This is a genomic window from Accumulibacter sp. (assembly GCF_029255145.1).
Classification (GTDB): Bacteria; Pseudomonadota; Gammaproteobacteria; order Burkholderiales; family Rhodocyclaceae; genus Accumulibacter.
Genome location: NZ_JAPUVQ010000022.1, coordinates 1 through 21807, shown reverse-complemented (window position 1 = coordinate 21807; position 21807 = coordinate 1). Strand labels below are relative to the sequence as shown.

General features: G+C 60.8%; 23 protein-coding genes and 1 pseudogene. 9 read left to right on the top strand and 15 right to left on the bottom strand.

Annotated elements, in window-relative coordinates:
- Positions 1 to 943: pseudogene (locus tag Q1L50_RS01940) on the bottom strand (hypothetical protein); the annotation flags it as partial.
- A 534-nt stretch (positions 944 to 1477) separates the two neighbouring features.
- On the opposite strand from Q1L50_RS01940, the gene Q1L50_RS01935 reads away from it, so the two are divergent.
- Complete coding sequence (locus tag Q1L50_RS01935) at positions 1478 to 1762, top strand: hypothetical protein (protein WP_300335498.1); 285 nt, start codon at positions 1478 to 1480, stop codon at positions 1760 to 1762.
- Between the two features lie 340 nt (positions 1763 to 2102).
- Here the strand turns inward: Q1L50_RS01935 and Q1L50_RS01930 are convergent, their stop codons facing one another.
- From Q1L50_RS01930 to Q1L50_RS01910, 5 genes are all read right to left on the bottom strand, one after another.
- Positions 2103 to 3692: a polysaccharide biosynthesis/export family protein gene (locus tag Q1L50_RS01930; RefSeq protein WP_300335497.1), complete on the bottom strand. Its 1590-nt coding sequence runs from the start codon at positions 3690 to 3692 to the stop codon at positions 2103 to 2105.
- 233 nt (positions 3693 to 3925) lie between these two features.
- Positions 3926 to 5128, bottom strand: a complete 1203-nt coding sequence (locus tag Q1L50_RS01925; protein ID WP_300335495.1) for a chain-length determining protein — start codon at positions 5126 to 5128, stop codon at positions 3926 to 3928.
- Complete coding sequence (locus Q1L50_RS01920; protein ID WP_300335494.1) at positions 5071 to 5736, bottom strand: ABC transporter ATP-binding protein; 666 nt, start codon at positions 5734 to 5736, stop codon at positions 5071 to 5073. Before Q1L50_RS01920 ends, Q1L50_RS01925 begins: the two co-directional genes overlap by 58 nt.
- A complete protein-coding gene (locus Q1L50_RS01915; RefSeq protein WP_300335493.1) occupies positions 5733 to 6518 on the bottom strand; it encodes an ABC transporter permease in 786 nt (261 codons plus the stop codon). Before Q1L50_RS01915 ends, Q1L50_RS01920 begins: the two co-directional genes overlap by 4 nt.
- Positions 6519 to 7406: 888 nt before the next feature.
- Positions 7407 to 7631, bottom strand: coding sequence for a hypothetical protein (locus Q1L50_RS01910; protein WP_300335492.1), 225 nt, complete (start codon positions 7629 to 7631; stop codon positions 7407 to 7409).
- A gap of 124 nt (positions 7632 to 7755) precedes the next feature.
- Here Q1L50_RS01910 and Q1L50_RS01905 point away from each other — a divergent pair, with 124 nt between their 5' ends.
- The gene (locus tag Q1L50_RS01905; protein WP_300335490.1) at positions 7756 to 8256 is read left to right on the top strand and encodes an OsmC family protein; all 501 of its coding nucleotides are present in this window, start codon (positions 7756 to 7758) and stop codon (positions 8254 to 8256) included.
- A gap of 38 nt (positions 8257 to 8294) precedes the next feature.
- Here the strand turns inward: Q1L50_RS01905 and Q1L50_RS01900 are convergent, their stop codons facing one another.
- The 6 genes from Q1L50_RS01900 to ccsA all read right to left on the bottom strand — a co-directional run bounded on the left by Q1L50_RS01900 (position 8295) and on the right by ccsA (position 12433).
- On the bottom strand, positions 8295 to 8933 hold the full coding sequence (locus tag Q1L50_RS01900; RefSeq protein ID WP_300335489.1) for an SGNH/GDSL hydrolase family protein: 639 nt from the start codon (positions 8931 to 8933) through the stop codon (positions 8295 to 8297).
- Positions 8934 to 9043: 110 nt separating this feature from the next.
- Positions 9044 to 9427, bottom strand: coding sequence for a VOC family protein (locus tag Q1L50_RS01895; RefSeq protein WP_300335500.1), 384 nt, complete (start codon positions 9425 to 9427; stop codon positions 9044 to 9046).
- A 259-nt stretch (positions 9428 to 9686) separates the two neighbouring features.
- Positions 9687 to 10346, bottom strand: a complete 660-nt coding sequence (locus Q1L50_RS01890) for a hypothetical protein (RefSeq protein ID WP_300335488.1) — start codon at positions 10344 to 10346, stop codon at positions 9687 to 9689.
- A gap of 7 nt (positions 10347 to 10353) precedes the next feature.
- Positions 10354 to 11250: a DUF692 family multinuclear iron-containing protein gene (locus tag Q1L50_RS01885; protein WP_300335487.1), complete on the bottom strand. Its 897-nt coding sequence runs from the start codon at positions 11248 to 11250 to the stop codon at positions 10354 to 10356.
- On the bottom strand, positions 11250 to 11480 hold the full coding sequence (locus Q1L50_RS01880; protein ID WP_300335486.1) for a hypothetical protein: 231 nt from the start codon (positions 11478 to 11480) through the stop codon (positions 11250 to 11252). Before Q1L50_RS01880 ends, Q1L50_RS01885 begins: the two co-directional genes overlap by 1 nt.
- A 113-nt stretch (positions 11481 to 11593) precedes the next feature.
- On the bottom strand, positions 11594 to 12433 hold the full coding sequence (gene ccsA / locus Q1L50_RS01875; protein ID WP_300335485.1) for a cytochrome c biogenesis protein CcsA: 840 nt from the start codon (positions 12431 to 12433) through the stop codon (positions 11594 to 11596).
- Positions 12434 to 12463: 30 nt separating this feature from the next.
- On the opposite strand from ccsA, the gene ffh reads away from it, so the two are divergent.
- Entirely contained in the window at positions 12464 to 13819 is a 1356-nt protein-coding gene (ffh, locus tag Q1L50_RS01870) for a signal recognition particle protein (protein ID WP_300335484.1), read from the top strand.
- 66 nt (positions 13820 to 13885) lie between these two features.
- Here ffh and Q1L50_RS01865 read toward each other — a convergent pair whose 3' ends face one another.
- Positions 13886 to 14491 (bottom strand): lytic transglycosylase domain-containing protein, encoded by a 606-nt coding sequence (locus tag Q1L50_RS01865; RefSeq protein ID WP_300335482.1) that lies wholly within the window; start codon positions 14489 to 14491, stop codon positions 13886 to 13888.
- On the bottom strand, positions 14476 to 16203 hold the full coding sequence (locus Q1L50_RS01860; protein WP_300335481.1) for a proline--tRNA ligase: 1728 nt from the start codon (positions 16201 to 16203) through the stop codon (positions 14476 to 14478). The genes Q1L50_RS01865 and Q1L50_RS01860 overlap by 16 nt, the downstream gene beginning before the upstream one ends.
- A gap of 228 nt (positions 16204 to 16431) precedes the next feature.
- Between Q1L50_RS01860 and Q1L50_RS01855 the strand changes: the two genes are divergently transcribed.
- From Q1L50_RS01855 to coq7, 3 genes are all read left to right on the top strand, one after another.
- Positions 16432 to 16977, top strand: a complete 546-nt coding sequence (locus Q1L50_RS01855; protein WP_300335480.1) for an RNA pyrophosphohydrolase — start codon at positions 16432 to 16434, stop codon at positions 16975 to 16977.
- A gap of 77 nt (positions 16978 to 17054) precedes the next feature.
- Positions 17055 to 17549 (top strand): CNP1-like family protein, encoded by a 495-nt coding sequence (locus Q1L50_RS01850; RefSeq protein ID WP_300335478.1) that lies wholly within the window; start codon positions 17055 to 17057, stop codon positions 17547 to 17549.
- Between the two features lie 48 nt (positions 17550 to 17597).
- Complete coding sequence (gene coq7, locus Q1L50_RS01845) at positions 17598 to 18218, top strand: 2-polyprenyl-3-methyl-6-methoxy-1,4-benzoquinone monooxygenase (protein WP_300335499.1); 621 nt, start codon at positions 17598 to 17600, stop codon at positions 18216 to 18218.
- Between the two features lie 139 nt (positions 18219 to 18357).
- Here the strand turns inward: coq7 and Q1L50_RS01840 are convergent, their stop codons facing one another.
- On the bottom strand, positions 18358 to 18777 hold the full coding sequence (locus Q1L50_RS01840) for an OsmC family protein (RefSeq protein WP_300335476.1): 420 nt from the start codon (positions 18775 to 18777) through the stop codon (positions 18358 to 18360).
- Between the two features lie 879 nt (positions 18778 to 19656).
- On the opposite strand from Q1L50_RS01840, the gene rplM reads away from it, so the two are divergent.
- From rplM to argC, 3 genes are all read left to right on the top strand, one after another.
- Positions 19657 to 20085 (top strand): 50S ribosomal protein L13, encoded by a 429-nt coding sequence (gene rplM / locus Q1L50_RS01835; RefSeq protein ID WP_300335475.1) that lies wholly within the window; start codon positions 19657 to 19659, stop codon positions 20083 to 20085.
- Between the two features lie 9 nt (positions 20086 to 20094).
- A complete protein-coding gene (gene rpsI, locus Q1L50_RS01830) occupies positions 20095 to 20487 on the top strand; it encodes a 30S ribosomal protein S9 (RefSeq protein WP_300335474.1) in 393 nt (130 codons plus the stop codon).
- Positions 20488 to 20580: 93 nt separating this feature from the next.
- The gene (gene argC / locus Q1L50_RS01825) at positions 20581 to 21609 is read left to right on the top strand and encodes an N-acetyl-gamma-glutamyl-phosphate reductase (protein WP_300335473.1); all 1029 of its coding nucleotides are present in this window, start codon (positions 20581 to 20583) and stop codon (positions 21607 to 21609) included.
- Positions 21610 to 21807: the final 198 nt, after the last annotated feature.

Below are 21807 nucleotides of genomic sequence, written 5' to 3'. Positions count from 1 at the left end.
TCGAGTTGCTCCGGTACCCCTGAAGGACATCGGGGTGCGGCCGGTAGATGATTTCGCAATCCGGATTCTCCGCTTTTGCCAGCTCGATCAGCTGCCGGCAGGTCCACCCTTCCGCTCTGCCATACGTTATCGAAGCGTCCTGCTCGACCTGACCAACGACCAGAACCCGTTTTCCACACTTGAAGCCCAAGGCGCGGTTGGCGGTATCAATCGTCGGAATATTGTACTTACTGACCTCCAGATCCCTGAATATATTAATCAGATCTCCCGCCGCCGACAGAAGATTCCCGTTGTTTGAAAAATCGTGGGTACTGAGTATTTTTTCCAGGTCAGACGTTTGGTTGGCATCGTAGTATATTCCCTGCCGATCAAGTGCCAGTGACATCGGCAGACTATGTTGACTACCAAGCTCCACCGATCGGATAAAACCGTCCTCCATTCGATAAAGAGGAATTTCCCTGTGTACCGCAAAGTTCCGCACTTCAGCCGGTTCGTCCATGCCCCAAGCGATGAATACCAGGTTCTGAAATCCGAAACTGGTCAACGCATCCTCCTGCTGTTGCCACGCGGTGCGGCCGCGGGAAAAGGCAAGACGGTACTCGGGTAGATAGCGGCTGATAAAGCCTCGTTTCCACGGCTGAAAACCCCATAGCACGGCAACAGGTTTGTCACTCGACTGGTCCAGCCAGTTGTCCCCATGGAGGTCAAAGAGTTCAAGGCCTTGCACCTGGATGTTCAGAGGGTTGGCTGCGCTGAGGATGGGGGAGGCGACTTCCCTGATAGCCGGATCACGGCCCGGCGCGCCGCCTTCCAGCCGCGCACGGAGAAACCTGAAAATCGGCATGTCCAGGAAATACTGCTTTGGTGTGCGGATTAGTTTTCTGAGCTTCCTGCTTACAGGAACATCCTTGCCAAACAGCTTTACAGTCACTATCTCGTTCATCTGAAACCCCAAAATAGGCATCTTGTTGCAACTCTACGGATGATATGGTCTCATCAATGGGTCCATCGCCCGCTACGCGGACTCGACACCACTACTATGAAGATATGAAAATACCCGCAAGTAGCGGTTGCCATCAGATTCTCCACAACCGACAAGGGTAAGACTTCCCTGGAAAAGTGTTTTAACCAGTGGCCTTTACAAATCAACCTCATGAAATGGGCCTCGTGAGCACCTACGAGCCTGTGCTTTGGCGCCAGACAAGGGCATGGTACCGACAGTCCTGATTCGGCCCGAAGCGCAACGACCTGACGGCGACGGCCGGAGGGCCAGTAACAGGCAAGACGACACGAATGAAGCGCCGTTTGGCGAACTCGGCCTCGTGCTACCGAGCGTCGAACGAGCAGGGCCTTGTGATGAACCTGTCTGACCAAGCCAGTATCGTGGACAACATGACGCCCTCGTCACCGCTTCGTCGGAGCAAGCCCCTTCCGTACTCGCAACGGGGCAGGACCGAACAGCGCGCCTGCCGCAGTCTTGCTGCAAGATACGACACTGGTCGCCGGGGAGACCACGTTCATCGCCCTGCACGTCGCCAGGATATCGATGCCGAGCAGTGGCTGGATCAACCCTCGCGGCTACCACCAGCGTGACATTGTCGAGGAGATGATTCGTCAGCTGGTCCCGGGAGACATAACGAAATCCCGAAATCTTGCACGGCACCTGACCGAAGCCCATATTGCGGCTACGGAAGTCGACACCAATGCTTGGTTGGGTATGCCGGGATCCATCCAGGCAGGGCAAATTAAGCCTGCTACGTAGAGCAGAAAAGCGAAATGGAAGATGCATTCCGAGAACCGACAGGTCAGGCATTTCGTGTGTCAGGTAGCGCTAATGTTAAGCAACCCGTGGGTCAGCCAGAGATCAGCGGTGAGCTGTCTCAGATCAACAATTGATCTGCGATTTGCGGCTTCGCTGGTCGCAAGAAAACGCGTCGGCAATTCCAGACGCCCGCCCGCCGAGTTGTTTGCGACCCTCCCTTGATGAGGATGATCTGCGGCTTCACGCCGGCACGCCGTGAGCTGTGAAGGCACGCCTGCCAATCAATTGCTCTCATTTGGGTGACATAGGAACCTGAGTTGATTCTTCGCTTGTCGCCCGGCTAGTTGGTCGCGATCCCGACGATGACCGCAAGCCTGAACAGAGATTCGACGATGTCCTTGAAGAGTTGTCGTGATTTTACATCGATCTTTGGCAGCACCATGATCTGGTCGCCCGGGCGAACCGACGGCTCGCTACCGCCAAAGAAGCCGCTCTTGGCCTCGTCAAAGCTGCCATCACGATGCGCCACGACCACCCGCGAGGAATCGGCATTCTGGGTATAGCCACCAGCGTTCTGGATGTAATCAGCCAGTTTCAGAGATGGGTCGTAGGCGATGGTATTCGGAAAGATGACCTCGCCACCCACCAGCACCAGACCGTCCTTTGTCGGAACCCGCAGAAGGTCGCCGTTCTCCAGCAGGAGTTGGTCGCGATCAGCGGCTTGCGCTATGTACACCTGCCCAGACGGATCGATGTTCTTGCCACGTTCCACCCACTTGAGCAGCAGATCGGCCTCTTCCTTGCGCAGCTGTGCTTCTTCATTGGTCCCCGAGCGCGCGGTGAGAGCTGCGTTCTCCAGGAACTTGAGTGTCGTTTGCAGAGCCTGCCGTTGCCGCTCCTTGGCACTAAGGCGGAAGAGCTGCAGACTCGACGCGTCGGACCGTTCGGTGAACTCGATCTGGCTGACGAGCACGCCCAGCTTGGTACCATAGGGTAGGACGTATTCCTGAACACTCTGGTGCTCGCCTTCGACCCGGACGGCGATGGTGCCTGGCCTCTTGTCCGAGGTGAACTCAAGCCCATCACCATTTTGCAGGGCGACGATCGAAGCATCGGCAAGGGGAAAGTATTCGGTGTTCTTTACCGTGCCCGTATTGCGCACCACCCGCACGTGCGTGGCCAGTGGCGAGGGCTTGGCGAGCTTGATCAGGCTGGAGACTGTCAATGTGGCCTTGCTGAACTCGAAGCGCTTGGCATTTTCGGCCAAGCCGCCGACCTTCACGGTGTTCTGGCGGGGACCAACAAAGATGACATCACCATCTGAGAGCTGGATCAGTGGAATCCGCCCCTCAAGCAGGAAATCGTAGAGGCTGATCGACGCACGGGTCTCGCTTCCACGTTTTACTTGAACATTGAGGAAAGAGCCGCGCTCGGGGTCGATACCGCCCGCCTGGTCGACATAATGCAGCAGGCTGTCCATGCTCGTGCCGCTGTACAGCCCTGGGCGATTGACAAAGCCACTGACGAAAATGCGCACCGGTTGAGCTGCGGCGAGGCTGGCATAACTGTACACATTGGCACGAAAGACCCTGGTCGCTCCAGAAGTAACGACGCGCTGCAGATCCTGATTGCGGACCCCCAAGACATGCACCGGACCAACGTGCGGGATGAAGATATTACCCTTGGGGTCGACGGTCAATGCGGCGTCGAACTCGAAGGCGCCCCACAGACGAACCTGTATCTTGTCGCCGACGGCCACCGCGTAATCCGGGTTGAACTGTGTCGCGCCCTCACGGGCGAAAGCGCCGGTGAACAGATTGGCGCCAAAGACGTCGCTGACCACATTTGCAGAATAATCGAAAAACTGCGGCGGTGCCGTGCGAACGTCCGGAACCACGGCTGCCGGTACGGCCGTCAGTGGTTGTGCCATGGGCACGGGCGGCACCGTGGACTGATTGGTGCCCTTGTTAATACCCAGGACGTCAGTAGCGGCAGCAAAGGCCGTCGGTGCAAAAGCGCCAACCAGCAGGAACAGCACGACAATTAGCGACGAGAACCATCTATGCGTCGAATTTCGCCGCTCCCAAAGAGGCTGGACGGCTGCTCCTCTGGCAGGCGATGTCGTGGTCGTCGGTAGGCAATTAGGCAGCCAAATCATGGGTTTCAGTCCTGATGGTCTCGGATAATGGCCGCAAGCAGTTGTAGAATGCCGGCCAGCACCAGCACGGAGAGAGCGAAAACGATAATGTTGTAGGTTCTGCGTGGCTCCATCGGATACTGCGGCAAGGTCGGGCTTTGCACGACGGACACCTTCTTGAGATTACGCGCCGCGTCGATACGGCCTTTTTCCAATGCCGTCAGCGCCGTCTTGTAGAGATCCTGAGCAAACACCGTCTGCATTTCGAGACGCTGGTACTCCTCCACCGTCCGGTTGAGGGTGCCACCTTTTGGCGAGGTCAGGCGCGCCTTCTCGGCGCGCATCTGCCCCTCGATGGCGGCAATCTGGAGGTTGATCTGGGCGACGTCAGGTGCGCTTGCGCTCAAGTAACCGAGCATCGTTTCGCGGCTGGCCTTGAGCTGCGCGAGTTCCCCTTCGAGTCGGGCGACGATACCGCCAAGCGTTTCAGCTGCTGCCTGTGGAGAAATAAATCCCTTGGCATTCTGAAAATCAACCAGAGCATCGCGGGTCTTCAGCACACGCTCGCCCATCTCGCCAACCGCTTTCTCGAGAAAATCGACCTGATCGCGCGCCAGACGATGGCCGATATCGTTCATGAAGCGCTCGCCCTCTTCCACCAGAGCGCTGGTAATGGCATGCGCCATCTTAGGCGTGTAGGCTTGTGCCTTGATTCGCAAGACACCGGCGGTATCGTCCACCTCGACGCCGACGCGTGCCAGATAGTGCTGATGAAAAAATTCCTGGGCGGCGTCCTCGAACCACATCCGTGAGAGAGGGTCGCGCTTCCAATCGCTGTAATGAATGCGCAACTGGAGCTTGGCCTCGAGTTTTTCCAGCATGTCCACCGAACGCAGGTGGTCGCGCATCAGCATCAGCTCATGATCGTTTCTGGTTCCCGCGAAAAGGGAGGCAATGTTCCCGGATTGCCCGCCAGACATGTCGGTGCTATCCACGACCACATCGGCCTGCGAGACATAGCGGTCCGAGGCAATGACACCCCAGTAAACGATTGCCAGCAGGATGGCAACCAGAGCAACCCGCAAGGCGCCACGACGAACCAGATGGGGCGCCAGCCAACCGTGCACGCTGCCGATGAAACGCGGCAATGGATGCTGGCGGATACGGTCTATCATGCGGCGATGCTTTCCTTGTAAGCCCTGAGCGCTTCGTCGATCTGGTCGAACCATTGCGCTTGCCCATCATGCACCCAGATCCCGGCCGAACAGAATTGTTTCAGCGTCCCTTCGTCGTGCGAGACCATGATCAGGCCCGCGTGGTTGGCCAGATTCTTGAAGGCCGCTGCCGCCTTCGCTCTGAATGAGGCGTCTCCCGCGGCGGTGACTTCGTCGGAGATATAGACGTCGAAGTCAAAAGCCAGCGAAAGGGCGAACTGCAAGCGGGATCTCATCCCCGAGGAGTAGGTCTTGACCGGCTCGTCAAAGGCGTCACCGAGTTCGGAAAAATCGGCCACGTAGGCCAGGCGATCGGGGATATCGAGTTCGTGACCATGAATGCGAGAGACGAACTTGGCGTTCTGCCGCCCGGTGAGGGAGCCTTGCAAGCCTCCACCAAAGCCCATTGGCCACGACACTCGACAATGGCGCTCGATACGTCCTCGGTTCGGCGTATCGACCCCGCCGACCAGGCGCAACAGCGTCGATTTCCCTGCACCATTGCGGCCAACCATGCCGACGCTGACTTTGGGCTGAATGGTAAACGAAACCCCCCGCAACACCCACTTGCCTGCACCGTGCTCGGTCTGGTAACGCTTATGGACATCTTCAACGACGATCATTGCATCTGCAGCCGGCGAGCAAAGCGAACGTGCACCGCCAGGCCAAAGAAAAGCGAGGCGAATGCGAAAGCCATCAGATAGTCCAGGTCGACACCGGTCACCACGTGGTAACCCGGGGAAAAGGCGGCGCGAGCCAACTCAAGCCCTTGCATGACAGGGTTGAGCAACAGCCAATCACGCAATGCGGGGGGCACCATGGCAGGGGAAAAAAGCACACCGGAAAGAAAGTACAAGGGTATGAAACAGAGGTTCGCCACCTTGCCAATTTCTGGAATAAGCGTGCTCCCGACGGAAAGCATCAACCCTACCCCGGTGCCGAAAAGCCAGAAAAGTGCGAAAACCAGCATCACCGTGAGCGGGTCGTGCGGCAGAGCCTCAAGACCCACCAGCGACATCCCTGCGATCATGATCAGCCCGACAAACAACTGTATGACGCCTTCGAGAAAGGCCCGCACCAACACTACATCCACGGGTTTGACCTGGCGGTAGGCGAATAGGGCACGATTGGCCGAGATGGCAGCCATCGACCGCGTCGCCGAATTCCGGAAGAGGTTGTACCCGAGGATGCCAATCGCCAAGAATAGCGCATAGTCGAAACCCAGCACGACACGATGGCGAATCGTCGAAAAGATCACTATCAGAACCGTCAGGTGCGCTGCGGGCTCGACCAACAACCACAGCCAAGCTGCCCGGCGTCCAGACACTCGGCTGACCGCTTCGCGCAGAAACAGCGCGTTCCAGGCAGACAGAGTGATGCTAGCTGACGAGCGAATGTTGTCCATGGACCCAGTCAGTCATAGTTGGTTGGCCCTGCTCCGCCCGCAATGTGCCCTCGATGTGCCCTCATCCCAAAATCAGCGCCTCATCAGCTCAAGCACCGCCCGCCCTCGTACTGGATGTATGTCTCGGGGCCGACGCCAACAACGAGCCACCGATCCTGGCCAGCAAGCCGGCGCCAAACGTTCGCTGAGGGGAAACCATGAGCCAGCAGCGGTCTTAAATGCCGTCCAGGCTCAACCAGATGCCGGTCGGAGAAGCAAGGGATTCTAGCGGCGCAGGCATTATTGGTCAATCAAAAAACGGAAATTAGAAGAGCTGCTTCTACCCATACCCTTATGCACAAGTCTGGGGCTCAGCAACCACCAGACCTTCAGCTCTTTCTAAGAGCTTGATTTTACGCCAGGGCGTCGAGCATACATGTCAGAAGCGTGAGCGTGTAATTGCCTGATTCTCTTAGACGTGCAGAGTTGTGTATAAGGGTATGGCGTTAACCCGGTCGTGCACACGCAGACCACCCCGCATACCGAAGCGAGGGGTGTCACAGTCGATCGTGAACCGGATCCCGGCCGGAGTCCGAGCCCTGCAGACAGGTCACCAGACGTCAGCACATTCGGCAACGTCGGCACGGTGTCGGTTGTACCACAATGCCGCAAACCGGGGTCGCGCCGGCAATCTGGCCAGGGGGTCCCGGTTTCGGCCTGCATGGCGGTATCGATGACTGACGGAGTGACGCTGGCGATGCGAACGCCAGGCGCGGCATCGAGCGCTACCGATCTGGCGCGCCGGTCGAGCCGCCGTTCTTGCTTGCGCAACAGGCGCTCCAGCCCTGACAGCGGCTGCGAGCGGCGCGACTGGAGGCGTACCGGACGTGCCTTTCAGACACCTTGGGGCTAACTTGCGATCATGACGGCGGCCAGGATCAGCACGGTGCCCAGGTTGAGGTTCAGCGCTCGCACCAGCGCATCTCGTTCCGGGCTCACGATCGGACCGGTCGGTCGCACGGTCGCGGCGCTGCTGATCAGCAGAACGGACGCGCCACCAACGGGCAAGTCCCGCAGCCGATCACTGGCAAGGCACCGCTGTACCACCGCGGCATCACCCAGATCAATCGCCACCTCACATACTTGGCGCGCAGGATCAGTCAGCGCGGCAGCGCAGTGCGCAAAGAAGGCGTGCGCCGGGCGCCAGCTATGGTATTACTCCCGACACCCGATCAACCGTACTCTTGGGAGACTGAGCATGGCCGAGTATTTCGCACACCTTCTTTGGCTCCGCGGCGAGCAGGATTTTCTCGGCAACCGCTACAGCCGCAAGCACCTGTTGCGCTTCGACGGCGGCCTTGAAATCTCCGCTTCGTCGTCACCACACATCGTACCGGTACCGATGTCCGACGCGGCCTCGGTGGATCCCGAAGAGGCTTTCGTCGCCTCGCTGGCGAGTTGCCACATGCTGTGGTTCCTCTCGATCGCTGCCCGGCGCGGCTTCTGCGTCGATTGCTACGCCGACAGCCCGGTGGGCATCATGGCCAGAAACAGCGACGGCAAGCTGGCAATCACCGTGGTCACACTCAAGCCCGACGTGACCTTCTCGGACGATTGCCTGCCTGCCCGCGACGAAATTGAGCAGATGCACCATCAGGCGCATCAGGAGTGTTTTATCGCCAACTCGGTGAAATCCGAGGTGCGATGCGAACCGCTGTTTGGCCAGTCGCCCGCCGGACGCCCCGACTCTGCAACATAACCTCTTGCGATCCCGACCCGGCGCAAGGGGATCAAGCCTCAGGGCAACAGTCGGGCGACCACTTCGACCAGCGCCGTACCCAGGCGGAGGTGCTGGTCGGCGTCGAGATGAACGCCATCGATCGGGCTCGCGGTAGCCACCGTGCCAGCGTCAAAATAGTCGCAACCGACGGTGATGGCGACTTCCCGGCAGGCCGCGGCGAGGCCGACGCACTTGCGCTCGCCGCCGACGAACTTGGGCGCGATCGCTCCGCGTGCGGTCTCCTGTGACGGCGGCACGACGATCAGGATCGGCGGCACCGGCATCTCCGGTTCGATCGGCGCCTGCCGGATGGCGTTGACCAGGACACCGACACCTTGCGCCGAATGCCAGGCATTATGCGGCTGCATCGACTGGAAGTCGTTGGTTCCGAGCATCACGATCACCAGCGCCAGCGGCGAATGAATCTCGATGCGCTGGGCGAGCCCGTCGAGACCCTTGCGGCCGGGCTTGAAGGGATCGTCCCAGACGGTCCGGCGACCGTTGAGGCAGTCCTCGATAACCCGTACGCGGCGACCACCCGCATTGAGGGCGTTTTCCATCACCCCCGGCCAGCGCTCGTCGAAGGGCAGCCGGCGACGAGTTTCAGGGATAATTCCCCAGGACAGGGAATCGCCGTAGAGCAGAATATGCTGCATCGAATCGTTCCTCGCGGTCTGGATAAGTCAAGCAACTGGCCACATCGGAAGCGTTGGTCGACAAGCGGCCGCTCGGCTGGACCAGGCAGAGCGCCGCGCACGACCGGCAGCTACTGCATCGAGTGCAGTCCGATGATGTTGCCTTCGCTGTCTTCGACCAGCGCGATGTGGCCATACTGCCCGATGGCCATTTTCGGCTGGATGACCCTCCCACCGGCCTGCGCCGCACGACCGGCTTCGTGGGCCGCATCTTCACAGGAAAAATAGACCATCGTGCCGCCCTTCCCTGGTCCCGACATCGGGTGCCGAACCAGCGCGCCCGCAGCCCCCCCGCCACCTTCGACCCAAGGGAAGGCGTACATTTCGCCATCTTCGCCGATCTCGGGCAGCGCGGTCAGCTCGCGGCCGAAGACCGCGGTGTAGAAGGCCTTGGCGCGCGCCATGTCGGCAACGTAGATCTCGAACCAACCAACCGGGTTAGCAGCCTTTTCCATGCTTATGCTCCTTAATGGGTTGTTTGAATGGAACGTCGATGCGTTGGCAAAGACGCCCAGTTTTCCCTGCACTTGCGCGGCCTTCGGTCGACGATCTGGACCCGCTGGCGACGGCAGCGGGTCCAGCACAGCCGCTGTGGGCCTGGCGTAGCCCGACCGGTGCAGGCCGCGAGCGCGCCGCTATCCACCGATAGCGGGGACACCATCCGCTGTCCTTGGTTCCTGGCGATCCACTGCCGGCGCACCACCCGGCACGAGCTTACCGACCCAGCAAAGCGGCGGCCAATTGCTGGTCCAGCAGGCGAAAGACCGGCTCGCCGGAACGTGCGTCGATCGCCAGGTGAAACTCGCCTTCGGCAAGGTCTGGCGGCGGCGGCTGGAGTTCGCTCAGCGCGGTCAGCAGTTGCTCGGGATCATGCTGAAAACGCAGGACTCTGACTTGCGGCGGCAGTCGTCCCGCCGACCCCGCCTGCAGCCGCAGTTCCTGCTCGGTATAGAAACGAAGTTCGGTGCACGCCCGTTCGAAAGCCAGCACTTCACTAACGACTGGGTCGAGCAGTCGTCCGGCCTCCATTTCGGCCGCGAGAAAGTCCGCAAAGCGGGCGCACTCCGCGGGTAGCTGCAGGTTCTCGGTCGGGTTGTCATGCCAGTAGCGGTCGAGCAGTGGTCCCAGTCGCTGGCCGAGCAGAAAACACGTGAAAGGCAGGGTCTGATCGAGCGGGGTCAACCGATTGGCACGGTGAATCGCGGCATTGACCCGCATCCCGGGGTGATCCGCCATCGCGGTCAGGCGGCGCCGTTCACGGTCGCTCAAATCGTGGTGCTCGAAGATGGTCGCCGGGTTTTCGATCAGGCGTGTGCGATAGTCAGACGAGGCGATCATCCGGCAGAAGATTTCCTGGTAGGCCTGGAGTGTCACGTTCAGCTCAGCAATACCGTTCCCAGATGCGGCGCGCACGCTTCAGTTCGGCGGCGATCCCGTCGATCTTGAGCAGTGGATACGACGACTCGTGAAATTCGAAGGTCACGGCACGAATCCACGGCGCCGCGCGCAGAGTCTCAGCGAGCAAGTCCCAGACCGGCTCGGCAACGGGACCGGCATGGGAATCGGTGTAGAAGCCCAGCAGTTCGTCGCCACCGGCGAGGTGGAGCTCGACGACATGTCGCAGGTCGAGGTCACGCAGATAGGACTCGACCGAAACACCGTGATTACGGGCATTGACATGGAGGTTGTGCAGATCGAGCAGGATGCCGCAACCGGAATCCTGGCACAGGCGATTCAGGAACTCGGGTTCGCTCATCTCCTGATCCGGGGTTTCCGCGTAATAAACGTTGTTTTCGAGCAGGAACGGGCAGTCGATCGACGCGCGAATGCGTGCGACGCGCTCAGCGATCAGTTCGAGCACTTCCTGATCGTAAGGGACAGGCAACGCGATCGCGGTGTGCATTTCGCCGCCCTCGGCCGCCGCCAGCGCGTCGGGCAGGCGCGAGAACGACAGGTGGTCACTATGCCAGGCAAACGCCAGTTGCTCGTCAAGCCAGCGCAGCTGATCGACATGGCCGGTATCGAAAATTGCCGCACTACCGATCGAGAGGCCGATCGAGTGGCAGAGCATTGGCTTGCGTTCGCGAGCGCGCAGCAGGAAGTCAAGCGACTGGTCAAGAAACAAATACCGCGGCGTGATATTCACGCCGCGGTCGGCCCACTCCCGATCAGGGATCAGTTCCAGATAGTCGAACGTATCAGGGTGCGACTCGACAAACTGCGGCAAGGCCGGGTTGAGGAGCAACCCGACGCCAAGCTTCTGGCCCGGAATGCGCATCAACCCGGCTGAACGATCTGCTCGAATTTCTGCTTGATGTTGAGATCGAGACCCGAGTAACAGCCAGCGCAAAATTTGAAGCCGATCGCCTTCGCCAGACGCTTGTCACCGAACACCTGTTTTTGGGCCTCAAGGATCTGATCCAGGGTCGTACCCGGATCGTAGGCTATTTCAACCGCCGGTTTGCCGCAGCAGGGGCCAGCTTTTGTCGCCGAAATGCTTATTGCCATGGTGCGCCTCCTTTTCTGCCTCAGTTAGTGGTCTGTGGCTGGGCAAATAGCACTCCGCCACGGCGCGAGTATCGGTTCTCCCCACGACCGCGTCAAGCGCCTATCTGGCTGCTTTAAAGGCGATGCAGCATGACTTCGGCGACGAAGCGGCTGCCGATGTAAGCCAGCAGCAGCACCAGGAATCCGGCCAGCGTCCACCGCAGCGCGACGCGCCCACGCCAGCCGTAGATGCGGCGCCCGACCAGCAGCGCAGCGAAGATACCCCATGACGCGAAGGCAAACAGGGTCTTGTGATCAAGGGCCATGGCCTTGCCGAAGATCGCTTCGGAAAACATCACGCCACTGACCAGGGCCAGGGTAAGCAGACAGAACGCGACAAAAATCATCCGGAACAGCAACGCCTCCATGGTCAGGATCGGCGGCAGAGTGCTCAGGCTCTTGGTAATTGCCCGCTGATGCAGCTTGCGCTCGGCAAAACCCATGAAGATGGCGTGCAGCGCGGACAGCGTGAACAGGCTGTAGGCCAGCATCGCGGCCAGAAAATGGAGCTGGAAACCCCAGGCCCCGGCATGCGCGACGACGCGCAGTTGCGGGAACACCGCTGGCGCAATAGCAGCGAGTGCGGCAAGCGGCAGGACCATCGGCTGCAGACCGTCCATGCGCGAGCGAAAGCTCTCCAGCCAGTAGATCAGTACCGCCAGCCAGAGCATCAGCGACAACGCGAAACTGAAGGAAAAGCGCATGCCACCGGCGCTGAACAGCCCATGGTAAAGCCCGAAGCCCTGTATCAACAGCGCGCCAAGCAGCGCCGCACGCTCCCACTGCTGCATCGGCAGGGTTACCAGCGGGCGGTCGCTTTCACGCCAGCGGGTGTGCCAGAAATGAATACCCAGCGCGGCATAAAGCAGCGATGAAACGATGTGCGGGAGAAGCTGCAGTAGAATGTCTGGCATTTTTTGAGTTTACACCAAGCCGGAATCCAAATGCTCGACAACCTGACCCAACGCCTTGCCCGCGTCATGAAGACGCTGCGCGGTGAAGCGCGGCTGACCGAAGCCAATATCGGCGACGCCCTGCGCGAAGTTCGCCTCGCCCTGCTCGAGGCCGACGTGGCCTTGCCGGCCATCAAGGAACTGATCGCCGCGGTCAGGGAGAAGGCCATTGGCGAGGAGGTGATCGGCTCGCTGAGCCCGGGACAGGCTCTGATCGGCGTCGTGCACCGCGAACTGACGAAGCTGATGGGCGAAGCGCACGCCGGCCTGAACCTGGCGACGCAGCCGCCGGCGGTGGTACTGATGGCCGGTCTGCAGGGTGCCGGCAAGACGACCACGGTCGGCAAGCTGGCCAAGATGCTGCGCGAGACGCAGAAGAAGAAGGTGCTGGTGGTTTCCTGCGACGTCTATCGACCGGCAGCCATCGAGCAGTTGAAGACCGTCGCCGCCCAGGCCGGCGTCGATTTCCTGCCTTCGACACCGACCGAGAAGCCGCTCGACATTGCGCGCAATGCGCTCGATTGGGCGAAGCGGCATTTCCACGACGTGCTGCTGGTCGATACCGCCGGGCGTCTGGCGATTGACGCGGCGATGATGAAAGAGATCGCCGAGCTGCACGCCGCGATCAAGCCGATCGAAACGCTGTTCGTCGTCGATGCGATGCTCGGGCAGGACGCGGTGAATACGGCCAGGGCGTTCAGCGAGGCGCTGCCGCTGACCGGCATCATCCTCACCAAACTCGACGGCGACGCCCGCGGCGGCGCCGCGCTATCGGTTCGCCACGTCACCGGCCGGCCAATCAAGTATGCCGGCATCGGTGAGAAACTGACCGGTCTCGAAGCCTTTCACCCGGAGCGCATGGCCTCGCGGATCCTGGGCATGGGCGACGTACTGTCGCTGATCGAAGATGCGAAAAAGGGCATCGACGAGCAGAAAGCGGTCGAGTTCGCCAAGAAACTGAAGTCCGGCAAGGGCTTCGACCTGAACGACTTCAAGGACCAGATCGGCCAGGTGCGCAAGATGGGCGGCCTGTCGTCGATGATGGAGAAACTGCCGGCGCAGTTTTCGCAAGCGGCGGGGCAGTTACCGGCCGGCTGCGAGGAGAAAGCGGTGGCGCGAATCGAAGGGATCATCAACTCGATGACCCCGACCGAGCGCAGCCGCCCGGAGTTGATCAAGGCCGCGCGCAAGCGCCGCATCGCGATCGGTTCCGGCGTTCAGGTGCAGGAGGTCAATCGCCTGCTCAAGCAGTTCGAGCAGACCCAGAAGATGATGAAGCAGTTTTCGCGAGGCGGCATGGCGCAGCTGCTGCGTGGCGTCAAGGGGATGTTGCCGGGGATGCGTTGAGCGCTTGCGCCGCTGATCGGCTAGCCGTTCGCCGCGCGTCCGGCGGCGCTTTCTTCGCCGCTCACGTCAACGTTGCGCCAGGGCGCTCCTGCTGTACGTCCACCGCTGATCCCAGGCCGCGCGCACCATGTTCGGATACGCGGCCTGCCCCAGGCTGCCGTTGTAGCGACCAAGCGCCCGGTAGAGGTCACCCCGCTCGATGTCGAGGTAGTGGCGAAGAATGGTGCATCCGTAACGCAGATTGGTGCGCAAATGGAACAGGTTGTCGTCGCTGCGTCCCACCAGCCTGACCCAGAAGGGCATGACCTGCATGAAGCCACGGGCGCCCGCGGTCGACACGGCGTATTTGTTGAAGCCGCTTTCGACCTGGATCAGGCCGAGCACCAGCTGCGGGTCGAGACCGGCGCGCGTCGCCTCGTAATGCACCGAGCGCAGGAAATCGAGCCGCGACTCACGGTCCGGAATACGCTTCGCCAGGCGCCCGGACATCTCGGTCAACCAGTCTATGGCCACCGTCGAATCCTGAAATGAACTGTGCTGCGGCGCCCGGTCGGAGACCGATCGCGACAATGCCCCGTGCACACTGGCCGACAACGGCTCGTACTTCTGCGCGCCAGCATACGCCGCCAAGGGCGCCAGCAAGGACAGCAGAACCCCTATTGCGGCGCGCATAATCGGGCTGCAAGGAACTGGCCAAGCTCGCCAAGCGGCAGCATCTGCGACTCTGCGTCAGCGCGTCCCTTGTACTCGAGCTTCCCTTCGGCCAGGCCGCGCTCGCCGACGACCACCCGGTGCGGGATGCCGATCAGTTCCATTTCGGCGAACATCACCCCCGGACGCTCGTTGCGGTCGTCGAGCAGAACGTCGATACCGGCTGTCGTCAGCTCGGCGTAGAGCGCGTCGGCCGCAGCTTTCACCGCGGCACTCTTGGCGTAGCCCATGGGGACAATGGATACCTCGAAGGGAGCAATCGCCGCCGGAAAGCTGATGCCGCGCTGGTCATGCCCCTGCTCGATGGCCGCGCCGACGATGCGCGTCACGCCGATGCCGTAACAACCCATCTCCATGATCCGGCTCTGCCCACTCTCGTCGAGAAAGCTGCACTTCAGCGCCTCTGCATACTTGGTGCGCAACTGGAAGATATGGCCCACCTCGATGCCACGGCAGAGCTCCAGCCGGCCCTTGCCGTCGGGAGACGGGTCGCCGGCGACGACGTTGCGCAGGTCTGCGACGAGCGCCGGCTCGGCCAGATCGCGGCCGAAGTTCACGCCGGTCAGGTGGAAACCCGCGTCATTGGCGCCGCAGACGAAGTCGCCCATCACCGCCACGCTGCGGTCGGCAACGACCCGCACGTCGCCAACGGCGACCGGACCGATGTACCCGGGCTGACATCCCAGCGCCGCGACGATCTCGTCTTCGCGCGCGAAGCGAAACTCGCCAAGGGTCTTCTCGGCCTTCAGCTCATTGAGACTGTGGTCTCCCCGCAGCAGGATCAGCGCAAATTGCCCCGCTCCTGCCGGCGGCGAAGTCAACACCACGGCGATCGCCTTGACCGTCGTCGCCAAAGGAATCGCCAACAGAGCAGCAACGTCCTCGCAGGTGGCGCGGCCCGGTGTGGCGACCTTCTGCATGGCGGCCACGGCCGGGGCGCGCTCTTGCGACGGCGCCAGCGCCTCAGCCAGTTCAACGTTGGCCGCAAAATCCGAGTCTGGACAATAGGCCAGCGCGTCCTCGCCGGAGTCGGCCAGGACGTGGAACTCGTGCGAGCCGGTACCGCCGATCGAGCCGGTATCGGCGGCCACAGCGCGAAATTTCAGTCCGAGGCGGGTGAAAATGCGGGTGTACGTTTCGAACATGTTGCGGTATTCGCGCTTCAGATCGGCGAAGCTGCTGTGGAACGAGTAACCGTCCTTCATCAGGAATTCGCGACCGCGCATGATCCCGAAGCGCGGCCGGATCTCGTCGCGAAACTTCACCTGCACCTGATAGAAGTGCACCGGCAGCTGCCGATAGCTCTTGACGTCCTTGCGCACGACGTCAGTGATCACTTCCTCGTGCGTCGGGCCAATGACGAAATCGCGCTGATGACGGTCCTTGCAGCGAAGCAGCTCGGGGCCGTACTTCTCCCAGCGCCCGGATTCCTGCCACAGCTCCGCCGGCTGCACGGCCGGCATCGATACCTCGATCGCCCCGGCCCGGTCCATCTCCTCGCGGACGATCTTCTCCACCTTGCGCAGCACCCGCAGGCCGACCGGCATCCAGGTATAAATCCCGCCTGCCAGTCGTTTGATCATGCCGGCGCGCAGCATAAGCTGATGGCTGATGACCTCCGCGTCGGACGGAGCCTCTTTGAGCGTCGACAGGAAAAAACGGGAGGTGCGCATGGAATTCAGCTTACGGACGAAGGGAGGTCCGATTTTACTCGACAGTCGAGCCTCCGGTGACCGCAAATGCAGGCAAGACCCGCTCGAATCGACAAATCGACACGCTTGCCAACACCTGCCGAGTTGCCGCCCTGCGCACGGTGCTCCTCACGAAGCGCACGCGCTGCTTTGCAAGGTCAATGAATTGTGGAAAAATGAAGCTAATCAATCGGATTTCAGGTTCCACAAATGCTTGATCGTGAAGGCTATCGCCCGAACGTCGGCATCATTCTTTGTAATGCCAGGAACGAAGTGTTCTGGGGCAAGCGCATCAGAGAGCATTCATGGCAGTTTCCGCAGGGTGGTATCAAGCGGGGAGAGACGCCCGAACAGGCGATGTACCGTGAGTTGCACGAAGAGATCGGCTTGCTGCCAGAGCACGTGTTCATCCTTGGTCGCACCAAAGACTGGTTGCGTTACGACGTCCCGACGCACTGGGTAAGGCGCGAATGGCGCGGCAGTTACCGAGGACAAAAACAAATCTGGTTTTTGCTTCGGCTCCTCGGCCGCGACTCCGACCTTTCCTTGCGCGCCAGCGATCATCCCGAGTTCGACGCTTGGCGATGGAATACCTACTGGGTATCGCTCGACGCGGTCATCGAGTTCAAGCGCCGCGTTTACGAGCAGGCTTTGAACGAGCTTGCCCGCTTCCTCAATGCCGACCATCGCCGCCCGCGCCGTTCGGCGCCGCCAGCGCCGGACCGTTCGGCTATCGAGACTGTAGACAAGCGATGAGTGCACCACTGCCTGCCCTGACCAATTGCCCACAATCAGGTCGCCAGCAATCGACGCGAAGCCTTGTGCGCTGTCTGTTGCCGCTGCTCGTCCTGGTGCCGACCGCGGGACTGGCAGCTGGTGACGAGGGTGATCTGGACGCCAGGCGCGGGGAAGAGGCCGAAGTTCAACTGCCACCGTTTCCGCTGGCCGCAAATCTTATCCCCTTCACGGTCAGCGCGACCACCGACAACACGTTCATGATCGACGGCGCGTCGCTATCGGTAGGCCCCGGCCGCGTGCTGCGCTACACGCTGGTGATCGTCAGCCCGAGCGGGGCACAGAACGTCAGTTACGAGGCGATACGCTGCACCACCGCCGAACGCCGCCTTTATGCATTTGGCCGCTCGGACAAGACATGGTCCAAAGCGCGCAACGATCAGTGGACACGAATCCAGGAAAGTACCGTCAATCGACACCACGCCGCGCTGTTTTCCGACTATTTCTGTGCCATCGGGGTTACTCTCCGCGATGCTGAAGATGCTCGCCGGATCCTGCGTGCCGGCGACAATCGATCATCGTTTCGCCCCTAGCTTCGCTGACTGCTCGAGTGCAACCCGAACAACAAAGGTCACCAAATGATTGCCGACCAATTGGTCATCGAGTTTGACAAGGCTCTACGCACGCTTTTCGCACCCGCACCGACGACCCGCGAGGTCCCCGGCAGCAAGCACCCCGAAGCGGAACTGTCCGACGACGAGAGAACCCATGCCAGCGCGCTGATGCGGATCAACCACGTCGGCGAGGTCTGCGCGCAGGCCCTTTACCAGGGACAGGCGATCGCTTGTCAAAATCCGGACCTTCGACTGGCTCTGCAGCAAGCGGCATCCGAGGAAACCGAGCACCTGGCCTGGACAGAGCGCCGCCTGGTCGAGTTGCGGGGGCGCAAGAGCCTCTTGAACCCCCTCTGGTACCTGGGTGCGCTGGCCATCGGGATAGGCGCTGGCAAGCTTGGTGACCCATGGAGCCTTGGCTTCCTCGCCGAAACCGAGCGACAGGTCGAGGCGCACCTCGATACTCACCTCAGCGACCTGCCAGGGCAGGACGTCAAGTCGCGGGCGATCGTCGAGCAGATGCGAAGCGACGAAGCTTCGCACGCGGCGACGGCCGTGCGCCTCGGTGCACGCGAACTGCCGACAGCCGCACGAATGACCATGCGACTGGCGTCGCGGATCATGACTCGCACCGCCTACTACCTATAGCTCAACGCGCTGTCCCGGGACTGCCGGATGGTCCTTCGTCCCGCCGTCCGGCAGTGGACGGCCTCCCGGGCGCGCGGTAAGGCCTGACGCGAAATCCCAGTCGCGGCGACGCATGCGGTCCGCAGTGACACTGGGGTGTTCAGGCGTCGATGATCTCGAAGTCGTGCGTAATCTCCGCCGTCTTGCCGAGCATGCTCGTCGCCGAGCAGTACTTGTCGTGTGACAACTCGATTGCTCGCGCTACGTGCTCTGCCTGCAACTGCTTCCCGGCGACGCGGAAGTGGAAATGAATTCGGGTAAATACCCGTGGCTCAATGTCCGCCCGCTCGGCCTGCATGCTTACTTCGCACCCTTTGATGGCATGACGCCCTTTCTTTAGAATCAGGACGACATCGAAAGCGGCACACCCCCCCGCCCCGGCAAGCAGCAGTTCCATCGGACGCGGCGCCAGATTGCGCCCACCAGCCTCCACCGCCCCATCCATCACCAGCGCGTGATTGGTCCCTGTTTCGGCAATGAACGACATCCCGTCACCGGTCCATTTCACCTTACATTCCATGCCCTGCCCCCTTTGTTATCCGGCGGGCATGACGAAGCGTCAGACCCGATGATCAAAACCAGCGTGTGCACTCGCGATGGTACGCGATGCTTGAGCCACACTCACATAAAGAGAGCAGCAAAGGTGCCGCTACCACTAACCGAAATCGCCAACGGGATGGCCGTAAGCGACACGAGCCCTGGAACGCGACGGCCGTCAGTTAATGCTGCGATGCAGCAATTAAGCCCTTCAACCATCTTCAAGTAGTCATTGCATTAGTTACTTATTATGAAACTGATGCACCATACTTTTCTTAACAATATGATTGTTCGATGTATTTATGCTATAAAACTCGGTCGAGATCCCTATGGGAAAAAAAGATGGCGCAATGCACAAAAAATACTTGACCTGTCCAGTAGGACGAGGCATAATGTTTCCAACGTAAGCACTTTGCTGGTTTGCCTTCTTGATTTTCCGATGTCTCCTCCACCCTCCTCCTTTGGTGTGGATTTAGCGCGGCTCCAACGAGTCGCGCTTTTTTTTCCCGCGAGTCAGACCCTCGCCAGGTCGTACCGGCACCCGACGGCGGCCCCCTCCCCCCACAGCGCGGCAGTTGCGGCGCCCGGCAAGGCAGACCAGACAGCGATGCCCGTTTCGCTTTGAGGCCACACACGCTGCGTCGTCGCTCGCCGCGGAGCGGTACTCGCCCGAGAGCACCCGAAAGGGAGCCCATCGCGGCCGACAACGGGCGCAGCACCGAAGCCAGGCGGTCCGGGCGTTGGCCACCTGCCCGGAAGACCCTTGTCGTTCCCGGCGCCCAAACAGCGATTGACACCGCGCGCCTACTTGCCATAACATGCTGGGCTTTCCGTGATCAGGCAAATAAGGACGGCGTTTGTAATGAAGACTTTTTCCGCCAAGCCGCATGAAGTGCAACGCGAGTGGCTTGTTGTTGATGCCACGGACAAGGTGCTCGGCCGCCTTGCCACCGAAATCGCTCGCCGCCTGCGCGGCAAACACAAGCCTGAGTTCACCCCGCACGTTGATACCGGCGACTACATCGTCGTCACCAATGTCGAGAAACTGCGCGTCACTGGCAACAAGGCTGAAGACAAGAAATACTATCGGCATTCTGGCTACCCTGGCGGTATCTACGAGACGAACTTCACCAAGATGCAGCAGCGCTTTCCGGGGCGAGTCCTTGAACGGGCCGTCAAGGGCATGCTCCCCAAGGGACCTCTGGGCTACGCGATGCTGAAGAAGATGAAGTGCTACGCGGGCACCGCTCATCCACATGCTGCCCAGCAGCCGAAAGTTCTGGAACTCTAAAGGGTCACAATGGCTGATAACTATTTCTATGGCACCGGTCGGCGGAAAAGCGCGGTAGCGCGTGTTTTCATGAAACGCGGCAGCGGCAGCTTCGTCGTCAATGGCAAGGCGGTTGATGAGTTCTTCTCACGCGAGACGGGGCGCATGATCGTCCGCCAACCGCTCCAACTCATCGAGCAGCTGACGGGCTTCGACATTCTGGTCAATGTCGGCGGCGGTGGCGAGTCCGGACAGGCCGGCGCAGTGCGGCACGGGATCACCCGGGCGCTGATTGCCTATGATGCCTCGCTCAAGCCAGCGCTTTCCAAGGCTGGTTTCGTAACGCGGGATGCTCGCGAAGTCGAACGCAAAAAGGTCGGCTTCCACAAGGCCCGTCGCCGGAAGCAGTTCTCGAAGCGATAAGCGGAGCCAGTTGTGCAGCGCGAGCCGCCTCCGGGCGGCTTTTGGTTTTTGGCGATGTCGGGACTATGATTTCAGGCTAGCGGGGAGTCTTTCATGATCAAGGTTGGAATCGTCGGCGGCACAGGCTACACCGGTGTCGAGTTGCTGCGCTTGCTGGCTCAGCATCCGGCAGTGCAGATCGTCGCCATCACTTCCCGCGGCGACGCCGGGACGGCTGTCGCCAGCATGTTCCCGAGCTTGCGCCACCGACTGACGCTGAAATTTGAAGACCCCGCCAACGCCAATCTGAAGGGCTGCGACCTGGTGTTCTTCGCTACCCCGAACGGCGTCGCGATGGAGCAGGCGCCGCCCCTCCTCGATGCGGGTGTTCGCGTGATTGACCTGGCAGCTGATTTCCGTATCAAGGATGTGGCCGTGTGGGAGCGCTGGTATGGGATGCGGCACGCCAGCCCGGAATGGGTAGAGAAGGCTGCCTATGGACTCCCAGAGCACGATCGGGTCGCCATCGGCGACGCTCGCCTGGTCGCCAATCCCGGGTGCTATCCAACTGCCGTGCAGCTTGGCTTCATGCCCTTGGTCGAAAACGGACTGGTCAAGCTCGATGAACTGATTGCCGACGCCAAGTCGGGTGTCTCGGGAGCTGGACGCAAGGCCGAAATTACCGCCCTCTTCTCGGAAGCGTCAGACAATCTCAAGGCCTACGCCGTTCCCGGACACCGCCACCTGCCCGAAATTCAGCAGGGTTTGTCGGCGATGGCCGCGCAGCCAGTCGCCTTGACCTTCGTGCCGCATTTGACGCCAATGATTCGCGGCATTCACGCAACGCTATATGCCCGCATTACCAGTGACGCCGACTTTCAACAACTCTTTGAAGAGCGCTACAGCAGCGAGGCATTCGTCGATGTCCTGCCGCCAGGCTCGCATCCGGACACACGTTCGGTAAGGGCCGCCAACACCTGCCGGATTGCGGTACACCGTCCGCAAGGAGGCAACATGCTGGTCGTCCTGTCGGTGATCGACAACCTCGTCAAAGGAGCGGCGGGACAAGCGGTACAGAATATGAATATCATGTTCGGCCGGCCGGAAACCGAAGGACTATGGCAACTTGCGGTGCTTCCGTAAGGCTCAAGAGGCCGCCCTCTGCGGGTCCCATGGTCTCCATGCTCGCGACTCGCTCGGGCGACCGCAGCGCCGACGCGGTGAATGTCAAGGTAGTTGTCGCCTGAGTTCATGTTGCCAAACGCATACTTTTTGCGCGAGCGGTGGCCGCAGAGACGACTTCGTCACGCTCCGGGTTGAGTGTCACGGCGCCGATCGGCG

Coding starts and splice junctions, on each gene's coding strand:
- Q1L50_RS01930 (WP_300335497.1), bottom strand. CDS start 3,692: ATGGCACAACCACTGACGGCCGTACCGGCAGCCGTGGTTCCGGACGTT.
- Q1L50_RS01925 (WP_300335495.1), bottom strand. CDS start 5,128: ATGGTTCGACCAGATCGACGAAGCGCTCAGGGCTTACAAGGAAAGCAT.
- Q1L50_RS01920 (WP_300335494.1), bottom strand. CDS start 5,736: ATGATCGTCGTTGAAGATGTCCATAAGCGTTACCAGACCGAGCACGGT.
- Q1L50_RS01915 (WP_300335493.1), bottom strand. CDS start 6,518: ATGGACAACATTCGCTCGTCAGCTAGCATCACTCTGTCTGCCTGGAAC.
- Q1L50_RS01905 (WP_300335490.1), top strand. CDS start 7,756: ATGGCCGAGTATTTCGCACACCTTCTTTGGCTCCGCGGCGAGCAGGAT.
- Q1L50_RS01900 (WP_300335489.1), bottom strand. CDS start 8,933: ATGCAGCATATTCTGCTCTACGGCGATTCCCTGTCCTGGGGAATTATC.
- Q1L50_RS01895 (WP_300335500.1), bottom strand. CDS start 9,427: ATGGAAAAGGCTGCTAACCCGGTTGGTTGGTTCGAGATCTACGTTGCC.
- Q1L50_RS01885 (WP_300335487.1), bottom strand. CDS start 11,250: ATGCGCATTCCGGGCCAGAAGCTTGGCGTCGGGTTGCTCCTCAACCCG.
- Q1L50_RS01880 (WP_300335486.1), bottom strand. CDS start 11,480: ATGGCAATAAGCATTTCGGCGACAAAAGCTGGCCCCTGCTGCGGCAAA.
- ccsA (WP_300335485.1), bottom strand. CDS start 12,433: ATGCCAGACATTCTACTGCAGCTTCTCCCGCACATCGTTTCATCGCTG.
- ffh (WP_300335484.1), top strand. CDS start 12,464: ATGCTCGACAACCTGACCCAACGCCTTGCCCGCGTCATGAAGACGCTG.
- Q1L50_RS01865 (WP_300335482.1), bottom strand. CDS start 14,491: ATGCGCGCCGCAATAGGGGTTCTGCTGTCCTTGCTGGCGCCCTTGGCG.
- Q1L50_RS01860 (WP_300335481.1), bottom strand. CDS start 16,203: ATGCGCACCTCCCGTTTTTTCCTGTCGACGCTCAAAGAGGCTCCGTCC.
- Q1L50_RS01855 (WP_300335480.1), top strand. CDS start 16,432: ATGCTTGATCGTGAAGGCTATCGCCCGAACGTCGGCATCATTCTTTGT.
- Q1L50_RS01840 (WP_300335476.1), bottom strand. CDS start 18,777: ATGGAATGTAAGGTGAAATGGACCGGTGACGGGATGTCGTTCATTGCC.
- rplM (WP_300335475.1), top strand. CDS start 19,657: ATGAAGACTTTTTCCGCCAAGCCGCATGAAGTGCAACGCGAGTGGCTT.
- rpsI (WP_300335474.1), top strand. CDS start 20,095: ATGGCTGATAACTATTTCTATGGCACCGGTCGGCGGAAAAGCGCGGTA.
- argC (WP_300335473.1), top strand. CDS start 20,581: ATGATCAAGGTTGGAATCGTCGGCGGCACAGGCTACACCGGTGTCGAG.